Raw genomic sequence first — 15434 nt, 5'->3', positions numbered from 1 at the left:
GCGCGCGTTGACGCGGGAAGGGGGTGCGTTACAGCGGTCGATAACTGCCGGGCATCTCCCGTTAAGCTTTCAGCTGCGCCCGGATGGTTTTGGAGAGAGGCACCATCATGACTTTGCGCAACATATTGTTGGGCGCCACCACGCTGTGCGCCATCACGACCCCCGCCATCGCTTTTGCCCAGGACGTCGCGCCCGCCGACGATGCGGCGGTAGCGGTCGACGACAGTGATTATGGCAATGACATCATCGTCACCGCGACCGGACGCGCGCAGCGGTCGCAGGATATTCCAATCGCGGTCAATGTGGTCGGCGGTGAGCAGCTCGAAAATTCCGGCATCAGCGATATTCGCGGGCTTCGCCAGATTGCCCCGAGCTTTCAGGCGACGACCGGCCAGTCGTCGGCGACCGGTGTGGTGTTGCGCATCCGCGGCATCGGCACCGCGGGCGACAACCCCGGCTTCGAACCGTCGGTCGGCGTCTTCGTCGACGGCGTGTTCCGCGCGCGCGCAGGCCTTGCGCTTGCCGACCTGCCGCCGATCGATCGCGTCGAAGTGCTGCGCGGGCCGCAGGGAACGCTGTTCGGCCGCAACACATCGGCCGGCGCGCTGAACATCGTGACCCAGAAACCGAGCTTCAACCTCGGCGGCTATGCCGAGGCAAGCTATGGCAATCTGGACGAAATGGAACTGAAGGCGGGGGTCACTGGGCCGGTCTCCGAAACGCTCGCGGTGCGGCTCGACGGCGGCTATCACAAGCGCGACGGCTACATCAAAGACGTCAACAGCGATCGCCGTTTCAACAACCTCGACCGCTGGTCGGTACGCGGCCAGGCCCTGTTCGAAAAGGACGATGTCTCGTTCCGCTTGATCGCCGACTATGCCAAGACCGACGAGCAGTGCTGCGGTGCGCTCAACACCAATTCGGGCTTTGCCCAGCCGGGCACGGCAGCCTTTGCCGCGAGCGCGGTCATCCAGGGCCTCGCCGCCGCCAACGGCCTGACGGGTATCGTGACGCCCTTTAACCCCAAGGATCGCGAAGTCGCCTATTCGCCAAATCGCGACCTCACCGAGAAAATGCGCGAATGGGGCGTTTCCGGCCAGCTCGACTGGGATCTGGGCGGCGTCGAACTGACGTCGATCACCGCATATCGCGACTGGAAGGCGACCCGCGGCATGGACGTCGACTTCTCGGGCATCGATCGCGCCTATCGTGAAAATATGCCGATCAACATGCGTGACTTCACGCAGGAAGTCCGGCTCAAGGGCACGGCCTTCGACGATCACGTCGACTGGCTGATTGGTGGCTTCTACCTCAACGAAAAGCTGAAATATACCGAACGGACGCGTTTCGGCACGCAGGGCGCGCAATATGTCGACGCCTTCATCAACGCGCTGACCGATTCCGCGGTGCCCGGACCCACGGGTTTCCAGATTTTCCAGTCGATCCCGAATTCGCCGCTGGTGGGTCAGGTGCTGCTGGCATCCAATCCGCAGCTCGCTGCCGCTGCCGCACAGGCGGGCGTGCTCGATACCTTCCTGACGCCGCTGCCCGCGCCGCAGGCCGGACAGGGCCAGATCGGCGACGCCTATCGCGTCAACACCGAAGCCTTCGCGCTGTTCACGCACAACATCATCGATTTCAACGATAATGTCTCGCTGACCGTCGGGCTGCGCTACAATCATGAAACGAAGAAGCTGAACGCCGACCTGCAGTCGAACCTGCCGGGCTGCTCGACGCTGCAAGGTCCCCGCTACGCGCTCTATCGCCAGGCGTTGCAGGGACTGCCGTCGGGCCTTGGCAACGCGATCTTCAACCTCGTCTGCAACCCCGTGGTCAATCCCGAATTCAACGGCATCTATCGCGACAAGCGCAGCGAGAGCAAGCTGACCGGCACCGCCAAGCTGTCGGTCAAGCTCGATGATCGCGTGATGGTCTATGGCGGTTATGACCGCGGCTATAAATCGGGCGGCTACAATCTCGACCGCGGTTCGTTCGACACGGCATTTCTCGGCGGCAATGGCGCACAGGCGTCCGACCTTGAATTCGGGAATGAAGACGTCGATTCGTTCGAATTCGGGGTGAAGACCGATTTCAGCAATGCGTTCCAGTTCAACGCCAATGCCTTCTATACCGAGCTCAAGGGCTATCAGAACCTGGCGTTCGAGGGGAATAACTTCGTCGTCCAGAATTTCGACAAGCTCGTGGCGAAGGGTGTCGAGCTCGAATCCGTCATCCGTCCGGCCCCGAACCTCAACTTCACGCTCGGCTATTCCTATATCGATACGGAAGTGAAGGACCCGGCCGCCGGCACGGACAACGGCCTGCCGCTGACCAATTCGCCGAAGCACGTCGTTACGGGCGCGGTCACCTGGACGCCGCAGATCAGCAGCAATGTCGGCGGCCTCGTGCACCTCGACTGGCGGACGAACAGCGACGCGAATACGATGAACGATCCGGTTGCGGTACCGTTCACGACCAACGACGGCTACACGATCGTCAATGCACGGGCGGGGCTGAATTTCGGGCCCGACCAGAATTATGCGGTCGAATTCTATGTCGAGAACCTGTTCAACAAATACTACAACATTACCGCCTTCCCGATCCCGGAGCAGAGCGCGAGCTTCGCCGTCTATCCTGCGCCGCCGCGGCTCTATGGGGTGAAGCTGCGCGCGAAGTTCTGATTTGATGCGGTGATCCCTCGGGGTCAACGAAGGGGCCGGGCCATCGCATGACGGCCCGGCCCTTTTCGTTTCGTCGGGCCCGATCAAAAAGGAAGCCCCGGCCTCCCTTCGAGAGGCCGGGGCTTTTTCCGTGGTTGTCAGTAGTTGTTAGAACCGCACACCCGCCGCGATGCCGTAGCGGCGCGGTTCGAGCGTGAAGATGTTGGTGTAATTCCCCGATGACTGGTCGGTGATGTAGAGGCCCGTGACGCTGTTGGCGTCGAAGACGTTCTGGATGAAGCCTTTGACATACCATTTATCGTCGGGACCGTTCAGCTGTAGCTGGGCGTTGACCTGGGCATAGCCCTTGATCCGGTTGACGTTGCCGTTGAAGATGCTGCCATAGCTTTCACCCGTATAGGCGAGGTCGAAGCGCGGGACGAGCGACATGTCGCCCCCCAGCCGCGCCGTATATTGCACACCGGCGCTGAACTTGTAGTTCGGCGCCTGCGGCAGCTGGTTGCCCTTGATATTGACGGGGATACCAGCGGTGAAGACGTCGAACGGCAACGTGCCGTCGGGCCGGGTGCCGAAGAGAGCTGCAAGAGCGGCCGGCGGTGCAACGAAGCCGCCGGTAACGGGGTCTACCCCGCTCAATTGTTGCAGGACAGAGCAAACACTAAAGGCGCCGGTGGAGGCAATTCCGCCGTCTGCGGGGAACGCCGTCGTCGGCTGCAGACCTGCTCCAATAATGCTGTTGGCGGTGTTGACGAACAAATTAGTGCCAGCGGCATTTCCAGCAACGGCCGGCGCCACTGCGCAGTTCGCGGCGTTTGTGATGTCCTTGATAATGACGGAGTCGGCGCGGCCGCCGCCGAAATCGCGCGGGTTGCTGGTAAACTTGTCGTCGGTGACCTTGCTGTGCAGGTAGCTGAAGCCGAGGTTGACGACGAAGTCGGGGTCGGGCCGAACGATCGCTTCGGCCTCGAAGCCATAGATGTCGGCGCTGACATTGTCGTTGACCGCGGTGCGGGCGACGATCTTGCTGAGCTGCAGATCCTTATACTTATAGTAGAAGGCGGTGAGGTTCAGCTGGAGCGCGCCGTTGCCGAAGGTGTTTTTCGACCCGATTTCGAACGCATCGACCTGTTCGGGCTTGAAGCTTTCGGGGACCGCGAAGATCGGCTGCAGCGGCGGGTTGATCCCCCCCGATTTATAGCCGCGCGAATAGGAGGCATAGAGCAGATTATCCTCGGTGACCTTGAAATCGAGCACCACGCGGCCGGTCAGCTTGTTGAACTTGACCGATCGTTCCTGGATGATCTGGTTGCCCGGGGTGCCGGGGTCGGCGTCGAACGAGCCCACGAACGGCGAGTCGAACGCGCTGCCCGTCCCGCCATGCGGCGCAAGGAAGCTCGCCAACGTCGAACGCGCGCGCACGCTCTTCTTGTCATTATTGTAGCGCAGGCCCGCCGTCAGTTTCAGCCGATCGCTGATCTCGAAATAGGCTTCGCCGAAGAGTCCGTAGGACCGGATTTTCAGATCATCGGTGTTGTTGCGGAAGAAAGGCGTCGCGAGGAACGACGGCGGCAAGGGGGCCGCGATCGTCTGCCCCGGATTGTTCGGATCGGGAACGCGGTTGGTCGCCGCGGTGAACGCCCCCAATACCCCGGTCAGATAATCGATCGGGAAGGCGTTCACATAATAGCTGTTCTCGGTCAGGTGGTAATCGGCATAGATGCCGCCGACCAGGAAGTTGAACGGCCCGTCGAGGTCGCTCGACAAAATGCCCTCGACCGACCAGCTGCTGTTATACTGGTTCGACCTGTCGAACTGGAGTGACTGGTCGCTACAGATCTTCTGGCCGCCGTAGCTTCCATAGCCGCTTTCCTCGGCGAGGGACGTACAGAGTTGACCGTCGGGGCCGTTGGGAATGATCGCCGTAGCCACCGGGCCGAAATAGGCGTTGGACAGGATGGGGTTTCCGCCCGCGTCCACGCCCAGCGGAATGGGGTTGGCCGCGAAGAAGGTGAGCGTGTTCAGTCCCTGCGCATAGAGCGAGCGGTTGCCGACATTGCTGTTGTAATCCTGCGACGCGTCGAGCTTGACCTTTTGATACTGGCCCGAGACCTGGAGCGAGACGGGTCCGAAATTATGCTCGATCTGGCCTTGTAGCGTTAGTTCGCTGGTGAAATATTCGGGGGTATAGGCGGTGTTCACCGTCCGCGGATCGTCCGGGATCGTGGTGTTGGCATAGACGTCGGGGCCATAAAGGCTGCCAAGCGCGAAGCCTTGCGGAATACCGCGGATCGCCAGGAACTCGCGCGAAGTCAACGCCGCGGTAAAGGTCGCATTGCCGTTGAAGGGCGAATTGTCGAGGCGGCTGTTGAGACAGCCGAGGATGCCGGTCGGGTCGCGTTGGCAGAGCTGTTTCTGGATGCGCGTGCGCCGGTCCTTTTCGCGGAAATAGGATGCGAGCAGGTCGATCGTCGTATCGTCGGTCGGCTCCCAGCGCAGCGACCCGCGAACCGAATAGAGGTCGCGATCGTCGATACGCGTGTTGAGGAAGGTGTTTTTCGTATAGCCGTCGCGGTTCAGGTAGATGCCCGCAACGCGCAGCGCCATGGTGTCCCCGACCGGGATATTCACCATCGCCTTGCCCTTCATCGATTCATAATTGCCATATTCGGCTTCGGCGGCGGCTTCGAAAGTGCCGAGTTTCGGCTTCGCGGTGATGACGTTGACCACGCCCGACGTAGCGTTGCGCCCGAACAGCGTCCCCTGGGGCCCGCGCAGCACCTCGACGCGTTCGAGGTCGTAGAATTCGGTTTCGAACAGGCGGGTCGAAAACAGCGGGTCGCCGTTCAGGTGGATCGCGGTCGCGCTGTCGCAGGTCGTGCCGACGCAAAGATCGCCGATGCCACGGATCGTGAAGCTCGCGCCCGTAAAATTGGTCTTGGTGAAGGTGACGTTGGGCAACGTCAGCTGAAGATCCGACGGCGTCTTGATCTGCTGCGCTTCGAGCGCCTCGCTCGAAAAGGCGCTGACCGCGATCGGCACGTCTTGCAGGCGTTCCGACTGGCGCTGCGCCGTGACGACGATTTCGCCGCCGAAAGCATCGCGTTCAACTTCTTCCGCCGCATCCTGCGCATAGACCGGTGCCGCCACCGTCATCGCAAGGATCGAGGTTCCGATCAGTGCCTTGAACTTCATTTACAGCCTCCCTTTTTCGAACCCGCGAGGTGCGGGAACGCCCAACTTTCAAATTATGGTAAGGGGAGGGGAACCGACCAGGCATGGCAAAGGTCGCCGGACCGCCATGGCCAGGCGCGCATTGATGTCCCACTTGCCAGCTGTGCTGGTCATCGTCCTCTCCCGCCGGCGTCGGGGAAAAACGCGCGGCCTCTCCGGATCACGACCCGCTTGGGCGGGTTCTGTAATGCAAGACAAAGGTGCGCCGAGTTGACGAAAGCGTCAAGTCACTTGTTAGGCCCAAAAAAGGACGTGAATCCGCGCCTCTTGGAAAGGTGAAAAAGCTAAGATTCCGCAACGTAAAGTTGATGAGGGAGGACAATTTCTTTTGGTCCGGCCCTTGCTTATCGGCACCGGGACGTCGAAATGTGCGACATCAAGGCAACAGTGAAAGCGGGGCGATGAGCGACAACAGGACCGAGTTGGGACCGGACGGCAAGGTGGTCGTGCCCGATCATGTTGCGGACGCCGTGCGGACGCTTATCGAATGGGCGGGCGACGATCCGCAGCGCGAAGGCCTGCTCGATACGCCGCGGCGCGTCGCGCGCGCGTGGAAAGAATATTGCTCGGGCTATGCCGACGATCCTGCGATCCATTTGTCGCGCACTTTCGAGGAAGTGGGCGGCTATGACGAGATCGTGCTCCTGCGCGACATCCCGTTCCAGTCGCACTGTGAACATCATATGGCGCCGATCACCGGCAAGGCATCGATCGCCTATCTGCCCAAGGATCGCGTCGTCGGCATCTCGAAGCTCGCGCGCGTGCTCAACGGCTATGCGCGGCGCCTGCAGGTGCAGGAACGGCTGACCGCCGAAGTCGCGAAATGCATATGGGACAATCTCCACCCGCACGGCGTTGCGGTGGTGATCGACGCGCAGCACGGGTGCATGACCGGGCGCGGCGTCCGCACCCCCGGCGTCGGCATGGTGACCAGCCGCCTGCTCGGCTGTTTCCTCGAAGACGAACGCAGCCGCAAGGAAGTGCTGTCGCTGATGGGCTATTGAGGGGTCGCGCGCGGATAGTCGAGCAGCACGAGGCCGTCGCCGTCGTCAGGTAGCCGATGTGTGGGCGGTAACGCATTGCCGGGATAGCGTCCCGCAGCATAGGCCAGTCTCACCCGGGTCCCGAATTCACCGTAGCCGCGAAGGAAAACGCTGAAATCGGGATGGGCCGAGCTGCCGTCCGCGACGCGTTTAACCGGCAGAAGGACCTGCGCCGTCCGGCCGATAATTCTGACCCCATCGTCATCGTGCTCCACCACAAAGAGTGAGCAGCCGCCCGAGCCACAAATACGACCGCCGTAAGGGTAGATCAGCGTGAGCGCCGTGCCGGGAACCGATGCCTTCAGAATATTCAGTTTCACCGGGCCAAATAATCCGTCCCCCGCCCAATCTTCTTCGTCGCTTGCGATCTCGTTGCGAACCAGAGTTTCGAGATCGCGGGTGGGCCGTTTTTCTGCCGCGTCATGTTGCGCCCCGCAACCCGCCACCAACAGACACGTCAGCAATATTGTTCCCGATCGACTCATCTCGCGAAAATTGCCTCGCTGTCCATGCGTCGTCAAAGAAAAAGGCTCCGGAACCGATATTCCGAAGCCTTTTTTCTTACTTGCGAGAAGAAGAAGCTCAGGCCTCTTCGTCCTCGTCCGCAGCCGGAGCGTCCTCGGCAGCGAGTTGCGAAGGCGGCGTCGCGTCTTCGAATTCGTCCTCGCTGTCGGGTTCGAGCGCGGCAGCAGCGGCTTCGGCCTGTTCCTCTTCGAACATCGCGGCGATGACGTCGATGCCCTGCTTCTGCATTTCGGCTTCGTCGGGCGAACGCGCGACGTTGACGCCGACGGTCACGACAACCTCGGGGTGCAGCTTGACCTTGACGTCGACGAGGCCGAGCGACTTGATCGGGCGTTCGAGTTCGACTATCGCCTTGGTCACGCCCTGGACGCCGTCTTCGGTCAGCGCCTCGACGATGTCGCGGACGGCGACCGAGCCATAAAGCTGGCCGGTGTTCGACGCCTGGCGGATCAGGACGATCTGCTTGCCATCGATGTCCTTCGCGCGGCCTTCGGCGTCGGTGCGACGTTCGGCGTTGTCGGCCTCGATCTTCGAACGATTGGCTTCGAACAGCTTGCGGTTGGCTTCGTTCGCACGGAGCGCCTTGTTGTTCGGCAGCAGATAGTTACGGGCAAAGCCGTTCTTGACGGTGACGACGTCGCCGATACCGCCCAGTTTCTCGATACGTTCGAGCAGGATGATTTCCATCGGTCCGCCCTCCTTACTTCACGATGTAGGGGAGCAGGCCGATGTGGCGCGAACGCTTGATCGCCTTCGCCAGCTCACGCTGCTTCTTGGTGGACACCGCGGTGATCCGCGACGGGACGATCTTGCCGCGCTCCGACAGGTAACCCTGGAGCAGGCGGACGTCCTTGTAATCGATGACCGGTGCATCCTTCGCGCTGAAGGGGCAGGTCTTGCGGCGGCGGAAAAAGGGTCTTGCCATTGTGCTGTTCCTTATTCTTCGCCGTCGCGGTCACGGCCACGGCCGCCGCGGCGTTCCTGCTTGCGCATCATCACCGACGGACCCTTTTCGAGTTCGTCAACCTTGATGGTGAGCCAGCGGATGATATCTTCGTTGATCGCAGCCTGACGCTCGATCTCTGCGATGGCTTCGCCCGACACTTCGGCCGACAGCATTACATAATGACCCTTGCGGTTCTTCTGGATCTTGTAGGCGAGCTGCTTGAGGCCCCAAGTCTCGGTCTTGTGGACCGTGCCCTTGAATTCGCCGATGACGTTCGTGACGGTTTCCGCCAGCGCATCGACCTGAGCCTGGCTCAGGTCCTGACGCGCGATAAAGACATGCTCGTAAAACGGCATGATGCGCTTCCTTCGATTTGGCCGATCGCTGATTTCGCGCCAATCGCGAAACCCCTCCGGCTGTCGTCTGGCTCTGCGTATTCGTGCAAAACAAACGGGGCGATGGCAACGTGGCCTCGCCCCGAATGAGCGCGCCTATACAGATTCGCGGGCAGAAATCAAGCGCGGGCGAGTTTTTCCAGCAGATCGCGCCCAAATTCGGTGAGCGTGTCGTCGCGCGCGCCGAGGATCAGGATGCGGTCGCCTGCCTTTGCCTCGTCGAGCATCGCCGCGCCGCATGCGGCGCGCGTCGTGAGGTGGGCCGCGTCGCCGCCACCTGCAACTATGTCGGCGACCAGCGTCTCGCTGCCGACGCTGCGGTCGACGGTGCCGCCAAAATAGATCGGGTCGCAGACATAGAGCTTGTCGCCGTCGCGCATCCCATTCGCGAAGCTGGCTGCGAGTTCCTTGCCCATCTGGCGTAGCGGGCCGTAACCGTGCGGCTGGAAAAACAGCAAGGCGCGGCCCGGCAGCTCGGCGACGGCGGCAAGGGTGGCGGCGACCTTGTCGGGATTGTGGGCGAAATCGTCGATGACGGTGATGCCGTTGGCTTGCCCGAGCACCTCGTAACGCCGCGCGAGGCCTGCGAAATCGGCAAGCGCTTCGACCGCTTGCGCGACGGTTGCGCCCCTCGCGTGCGTTGCGGCGATCGCTGCGAGCGCATTGGCGGCGTTGTGCCGCCCCGGCATGCGCAGCTTCACTTGATAGGAGGTGCCATCGACATGGACTGCGAAGCGGCATCCGTCGGGCAACGCTTCGAAATCGCTGCCGCGCACCGTCGCCGTATCGCCGAATCCGAACGCGACGACATTACGCGCCGACACAAGCGGGACGGATTCGACGTCGTCGGCATTGATCACCGCCACGCGCGCCTTTGCGGCGAAATCGCCGAAGAGTTGATGGAGTTCGGCAAGGCTCTTGTGATCGAGGCTGATATTAGTGACGACCGCGACGTCCGGCGCGTACAGCGCGATCGACCCGTCACTTTCATCGACCTCGCTGACGTAGATCGCCGCATCGCCGACGAGCGCGCTCGCGAACGGCATCTTAGCTCCGGCGAAATTGCGCATCACCGCGCCGTTCATCACTGTCGGCTTGCGTCCTGTGCTTTCGAGAATCCAACCGATCATCCCCGTCACGGTAGACTTGCCGCTGGTGCCGCCGACACCGATCGCGCTGCCGGCTGCGTTGAACAGCGCGGCGTTTAGGTCGGCGCGCGTCAGGCGCGGCAGGCCGAGGGCATTGGCGGCGGCAACGTCTGGCACGCTGTCTTCGATCGCGGCCGATGCGACGAGGATCTGCCCCGCCTTGGGCCCGCTGCCGTCCTGCGGGAAAAATGCGATGCCCTGGGTTTCGAGCCAGGCGAATTTCTCGGGCGTCCGGCCTTGGTCGCGGCTGCGGTCCGACCCCGAAACCGCCGCGCCGCGTGCCGCGACGATCATCGCGAGGGGCAACATGCCCGATCCGCCGATGCCGCAGAAAAAATAGGATTTGTTTTCCGACATGGCCGCGCGATATGGCTTTGGCGAAGGGTTTGCAACAAGAGCGGCAAGCCCTTTCCCGTTCGCATCGAGCGAAGTCGAGATGCCCCTCGGCCCGTCGCCATGTCGATGGGTGTCTCGACTTCGCTCGACACGAACGGAAAACAAAGGCCGGGTCATGCGCATTGGTATCGTCGCTCCCTCCACCCCCATCCTCCCCGACGATGCGGAGGCGGTGCGCGCGCTCGCTAGCCTCGGCTATCCCGAAGTCGAGCTTGTCTTCGACCCGCAATGCTTCGCGATGCACGGCCATTTCGCGGGCGAGGACGGGCACCGCTTCGCCGCGCTCGTCGAAATGGCGAACCGCCCCGATATCGATGCGGTCTGGTTCGCGCGCGGCGGTTATGGCGCGTGCCGGATCGCCGAGGATGCGGTCGCGGCGATGACCGATGTGGCGCGCGGCAAGGCCTTCCTCGGCTATTCGGATCAGGGCAATCTGCTCGGCGCGCTCTACCGCGACGGCTTCGACCATGTCGCGCATGGTCCGATGGTCGCCGATATCCGACGCGAGGGCGGCGATGCCGCGGTGCTGCGCGCGCTCGACTGGCTTGTCGCGCGCGACCCGGCGGCGTGCGAGCCGGGCTTGCAGCATGGCGCACGCCACGCGGCGTTCAACCTGATGACGCTGTCGATGCTGCTCGGCACCTCGCTCGAACCCGACCTTGGCGGCCATGTCCTCATCGTCGAGGAGGTCAGCGAATATCTCTACGCCGTCGACCGCGCTTTCTTCCACGTCGCGAATTATCTCGGCCCGCGCGACATTGCAGGGATCCGTCTCGGCCGCGTCAGCGACATTCCCGAAAACGACCGGCCTTTCGGCCTAGAGGCCGAGGAGATCGTGCAAGGCTGGTGCGCGCGCGCGGGCATCGCCTGGCTTGGACGGGCCGACATCGGCCACGACGCGGCGAACAAGGTCGTGCCCTTCGGCTTGCATCGCGCGGGGTGAAGGAATAGGCGCGGCGCAATTCGAAATTACGCTAGGGGACGCAATATGCGCGCATTCATCTTTCCGGGTCAGGGCAGTCAGGCGGTCGGAATGGGCAAGGCGCTCGCCGATGCTTCGCCGGTTGCGCGCGAGGTCTTCCAGGAGGTCGACGACGCCCTCGGGCAGAAGCTGTTCCAGCTGATGAGCGAAGGCCCCGAGGATCAGCTCACCCTCACCGAAAACGCCCAGCCCGCGATCATGGCGAATGCGATCGCGACGTTGCGCGTCCTCGAAAAGGAAGGCGGCGTGACGCTCACCGCCAAGGCCGACTATGTCGCAGGCCACAGTCTCGGCGAATATAGCGCGCTCTGCGCTGCGGGCGCCTTCGACCTCGCGACCACCGCGCGCCTCCTCAAGACCCGCGGGCAGGCCATGCAGGCGGCGGTGCCCGTCGGCATCGGCGCGATGGCCGCGCTGCTCGGCGCCGATATCGACACCGCGCAGAAGCTTGCCGATGCTGCGGCCGAGGGCGAGGTCTGCACGGTCGCCAACGACAACGACCCGTCGCAGGTCGTGATCTCGGGCCACAAGGGGGCGGTCGAGCGCGCCGTCGCTCTCGTGAAAGATTATGGCATCAAGCGCGGCGTGCTGCTCCCCGTCTCGGCGCCTTTTCATTGCCCGCTGATGCAGCCCGCCGCCGACGCTATGGCCGAAGCGCTCGGCACCGAATCGCCCGCCGCACCACTCGTGCCCGTCGTCGCGAACGTCACGGCGAGCCCGGTCAGCGACGCGGACCAGATTCGCGACCTCCTCGTCAGCCAAGTCACCGGCCGCGTCCGCTGGCGCGAAAGTGTCCGCGCGATGGAGGATATCGGCATTCAGCACTTCGTCGAGTTCGGCGGCAAGGTTCTCTCGCCGATGGTCAAGCGCAGCGCGGCGGGGGAGGTCGAGACGATCAGCGTCATTTCGATGGATGACATAGAAGCGCTGCTCAAGACGCTCTAATTACAAGATTTCAGGAGAAACTCAGATGTTCGATCTCACCGGCATGACCGCCCTTGTCACCGGCGCCTCGGGCGGTATCGGTTCGGCCATCGCACAGGCGCTCGCCGCGCAGGGCGCGCGGCTCGCGGTGTCGGGCTCGAACGCCGACAAGTTGAACGCCTTCCGCGACACGCTTGGCGGCGACCATGTTGCCTTGCCTTGTAACCTTGGCGATGGCGCAGCAGTCGATGCTCTTGTGCCGTCGGCGGTCGAGGCACTCGGGCAGGTCGACATCCTGGTCAACAACGCCGGCGTCACGCGCGACAACCTCATCATGCGGATGAAGGACGAGGAGTGGTCGGACGTCATCCGCATCAACCTGGAGGCAAATTTCCGTCTCGCGCGTGCCGCCGCCAAGCCGATGATGAAAGCGCGTTTCGGGCGCATCGTCTCGATCACCAGCGTCGTCGGCGCGACGGGTAATCCGGGGCAGGCGAATTATGCGGCGTCGAAGGCGGGGGTCACGGGCATGACCAAGGCGTTGGCGCAGGAACTGGCGAGCCGCGGCATCACCGTCAACTGTGTCGCGCCGGGCTTCATCGCGACCGCGATGACCGACGACCTGCCCGACGTGCAAAAGGAAGCGCTCAACCAGCGTATTCCCGCAGGCCGGATGGGCGAGGGCAGCGACATCGCGGCCGCCGTCGTCTATCTGGCATCGAAGGAAGCCGGCTATGTCACCGGCCAGACGCTGCACGTGAATGGCGGCATGGCGATGCTGTCCTGATTGCGAACGGACCGGGTCCGGTTCAACCGGACCCGGTCCTCGGGACGAGCGGAGCGAGGGATCAAAAGCTCGCCCGCGCCGTCAGGCGGAAGTCGCGGCCTGCCAGCGGTACATAATCCTTGGTAAAGCTGGCGTGGCGGCGCGCCTCGACGTCGAAGATATTGTTCGCCGACAGGCTGAGCGTCAGATTCTTCGCCTCGGGAAGCGGGCGCCAGCTGAGCGACGCGTTGACGAGGGTGAAGCCGTCGGTCGGCGTTTCGAACTGCGCGACGCGCGTCTGGTCGTCGGTCCATTCGACCTCGACCCGCGCATCGACGCGTTCGCCCTGCGCTTCCAGCCCGCCGAGCACGCGCAGCGGCGGGATGCGCGGCACATTGCGATCGAGCCCCGCATTCTTGATCTTGGCGCGCGTCATATCGGCGGTGACGTCGCCGACGATATTGAAGCCGCCGATCTGCGCGAGCCGTGCGCTCGCTTCGGCCTCGAAGCCATAGACGCGTGCGTCGCGCTGGAAATATTGGAAGACGGGCAGTTCATCCTCTTCGGCGCCGGTCGCGGCCGAATAGATGAAATTGTCGAACCAGTTCGAATAGCCGGTAAGGCTGAGGTCGAAGCCGTCGGTCTTGAGCTTGAACGACGCTTCGGCCCCCCAGTTGGATTCGCGCTTCAGATCGGGATTGCCGACCTCGAAGCTTTGCGTGGCGATATGCGGGCCGGTCGACAGCAGTTCTTCGGCCGATGGCGCGCGCACCGCGCGCGATACCGAAACGCCGAATTTCGCGCCGTCGAAGATGTCGTAGGTTGCGCCGAGCGCGCCCGAAAAGCTGTCAAAATTGCGTTTGAAGCCCAGCGTCTGCGCGCGCACATTGGTCTTTTCGTAACGCGCCGCAGCTTCGAGTCCGAGCGGACCCATCGTATATTCCTGGAGGGTGAAGAGCGCGAACTGGTCGGTCAGGTTACGCGGGACAAAGGCTTCGGCGCCGATCGCGTTGAAATCACGGTGGCTGTACTGAACGCCGCTGGCGCCCCGCCAGCCGCCGTGATCGTTCTGCGCCAGCTCGAGACGGCCTTCGACGCCCTGGTTGGTGAAGACGGTACCGACCTCGTCGCCTTCGAACTCGGTGTGCTTGTAATCGGCAAAGCCCCCGCGAATACGCAGCTTGTCGAAAAAGCCATCGCCCAGTTCGACTTCGCCGCGCAGGTCTGCGCGCCATTGCTTCATGCCGATGGTGACCGGGCCTTCGCCATGGTCATGGCCGCCTTCTTCCTCTTCGCCTTCATGCTCGTGCGCGGTGTTCGGACGATCGGGCACGCCGTAATTGGTGTCGAAATAGCCGACCGAAATGCCCAGCTGGCCGCCCTCGTTGATCAGCGATAGCCCGCCGCCGGCGGTCCATGTCTCGCTCTGCGTATTGTCGATCTTGCCGCGCTTGCCCGCCTGTTCGGTCAGTTCGGCTGCCTCGTCGACATGGCCTTCTTCGGCTTCTTCGGCTGCAAGGTCGAGCAATTCGCCGCGCAAGCCCGGGGCGTAGACGAAGCCTCCCGAACGGGTGTCGCCCGTCTTGCGCCAACTGCCATCGAGATGGGCGACGATCTGCGGGCTCAGCGCGACGTCGATCGAGCTGCCGATATTGCGGTCGTTGGCCGCGGTCGCATAGCCGCCGATCGCATCGACATGGACATGGTCCGTGGGGATCTTGCGGGGGATCCGGCGGTCGAACAGGTTGACCGCGCCGCCGATCGCCTGGCTGCCGAACAGCAGCACCGCGGGGCCGCGCAGGATTTCGACGCGCTCGACCGTCAGCGGGTCGATGGTAACGGCGTGGTCGGCCGACGTATTCGAAGCGTCGATCGACCCGATGCCGTCGGTGAGGACCTTGACGCGCTCGCCCGAAAAACCACGCAGGACGGGGCGTGATGCACCAGGCGAAAAGCTCGTCGCCGACACGCCCGGTTGCCGCGTCAACGTGTCGCCGATCTGTCCGCGAATGTCGCGCGCCAACTCGTCACCCTCAATCACCGACACATTGCCGAGGATGTCGAGGCTGCGGACGTAGGGGGCGGTGACGACGATCGGTTCGCCCGTGTGCACATCGTCGTCGCTGACGGCACTGGCACGGTCCTGCGCGAAGGCGGGGGCGGCGAGGAAAAGGGCAAGCGTGAAGCCAGCGGAACAAAGCAAACGCATAGGGAGAAAGTCCTGAAATTATGGCGACCAGATGGCGCGTCAGTAATGTTATACTGTCACAATGACAAGCCCTGCCGGCGCCCAGGCCAGTCGTTCGTCGGGCGGCGATGGCCGTTGGTCGACAAAGGCGCCTCATCGGCTAGGCAAGCGAAGCTGTCTTGCGGGGCCACGGGCGCCGCCCTAGATCA

At 63.0% G+C, this 15434-nt stretch carries 12 protein-coding genes; 5 read left to right on the top strand and 7 right to left on the bottom strand.

The window, feature by feature from the left end:
- Positions 1-107: 107 nt before the first annotated feature.
- Entirely contained in the window at positions 108-2681 is a 2574-nt protein-coding gene (locus tag HDC35_RS06355) for a TonB-dependent receptor (RefSeq protein ID WP_184644780.1), read from the top strand.
- A 147-nt stretch (positions 2682-2828) separates the two neighbouring features.
- Here HDC35_RS06355 and HDC35_RS06350 read toward each other — a convergent pair whose 3' ends face one another.
- Positions 2829-5873: a TonB-dependent receptor gene (locus tag HDC35_RS06350; RefSeq protein WP_184644778.1), complete on the bottom strand. Its 3045-nt coding sequence runs from the start codon at positions 5871-5873 to the stop codon at positions 2829-2831.
- A gap of 440 nt (positions 5874-6313) precedes the next feature.
- Between HDC35_RS06350 and folE the strand changes: the two genes are divergently transcribed.
- Complete coding sequence (folE, locus tag HDC35_RS06345; protein WP_184644776.1) at positions 6314-6916, top strand: GTP cyclohydrolase I FolE; 603 nt, start codon at positions 6314-6316, stop codon at positions 6914-6916.
- Here the strand turns inward: folE and HDC35_RS06340 are convergent.
- The 5 genes from HDC35_RS06340 to HDC35_RS06320 all read right to left on the bottom strand — a co-directional run bounded on the left by HDC35_RS06340 (position 6910) and on the right by HDC35_RS06320 (position 10326).
- Positions 6910-7419, bottom strand: a complete 510-nt coding sequence (locus HDC35_RS06340) for a hypothetical protein (protein WP_184644774.1) — start codon at positions 7417-7419, stop codon at positions 6910-6912. The two genes, folE and HDC35_RS06340, sit on opposite strands and share 7 nt — an antisense overlap.
- 118 nt (positions 7420-7537) lie before the next feature.
- Positions 7538-8167 carry a 50S ribosomal protein L9 gene (rplI, locus tag HDC35_RS06335; protein WP_184644772.1) on the bottom strand — a complete coding sequence of 210 codons (630 nt, stop codon included), beginning with the start codon at positions 8165-8167 and terminating at the stop codon, positions 7538-7540.
- Positions 8168-8180: 13 nt separating this feature from the next.
- The gene (gene rpsR, locus HDC35_RS06330; RefSeq protein ID WP_037554562.1) at positions 8181-8405 is read right to left on the bottom strand and encodes a 30S ribosomal protein S18; all 225 of its coding nucleotides are present in this window, start codon (positions 8403-8405) and stop codon (positions 8181-8183) included.
- Positions 8406-8416: 11 nt separating this feature from the next.
- Positions 8417-8782, bottom strand: coding sequence for a 30S ribosomal protein S6 (gene rpsF / locus HDC35_RS06325; RefSeq protein ID WP_037554563.1), 366 nt, complete (start codon positions 8780-8782; stop codon positions 8417-8419).
- A gap of 158 nt (positions 8783-8940) precedes the next feature.
- The gene (locus HDC35_RS06320; protein ID WP_184644770.1) at positions 8941-10326 is read right to left on the bottom strand and encodes a Mur ligase family protein; all 1386 of its coding nucleotides are present in this window, start codon (positions 10324-10326) and stop codon (positions 8941-8943) included.
- Between the two features lie 154 nt (positions 10327-10480).
- Here HDC35_RS06320 and HDC35_RS06315 point away from each other — a divergent pair, with 154 nt between their 5' ends.
- The 3 genes from HDC35_RS06315 to fabG are packed head-to-tail and all read left to right on the top strand — an operon-like array spanning position 10481 to position 13058.
- The gene (locus HDC35_RS06315) at positions 10481-11308 is read left to right on the top strand and encodes an LD-carboxypeptidase (protein WP_184644768.1); all 828 of its coding nucleotides are present in this window, start codon (positions 10481-10483) and stop codon (positions 11306-11308) included.
- A 45-nt stretch (positions 11309-11353) separates the two neighbouring features.
- Positions 11354-12292 carry an ACP S-malonyltransferase gene (gene fabD / locus HDC35_RS06310; RefSeq protein WP_184644766.1) on the top strand — a complete coding sequence of 313 codons (939 nt, stop codon included), beginning with the start codon at positions 11354-11356 and terminating at the stop codon, positions 12290-12292.
- A 25-nt stretch (positions 12293-12317) separates the two neighbouring features.
- On the top strand, positions 12318-13058 hold the full coding sequence (fabG, locus tag HDC35_RS06305) for a 3-oxoacyl-[acyl-carrier-protein] reductase (protein ID WP_184644765.1): 741 nt from the start codon (positions 12318-12320) through the stop codon (positions 13056-13058).
- A 61-nt stretch (positions 13059-13119) separates the two neighbouring features.
- On the opposite strand, the gene HDC35_RS06300 is transcribed toward fabG, so the two are convergent.
- A complete protein-coding gene (locus HDC35_RS06300) occupies positions 13120-15246 on the bottom strand; it encodes a TonB-dependent receptor (RefSeq protein ID WP_184644763.1) in 2127 nt (708 codons plus the stop codon).
- Between the last annotated feature and the right edge of the window lie 188 nt (positions 15247-15434).

Source organism: Sphingopyxis sp. JAI128, from assembly GCF_014207235.1.
Taxonomy (GTDB): Bacteria; Pseudomonadota; Alphaproteobacteria; order Sphingomonadales; family Sphingomonadaceae; genus Sphingopyxis.
The sequence above is the reverse complement of the archived record's forward strand: the minus strand, read 5'-3'. Positions and strand labels throughout refer to the sequence as shown.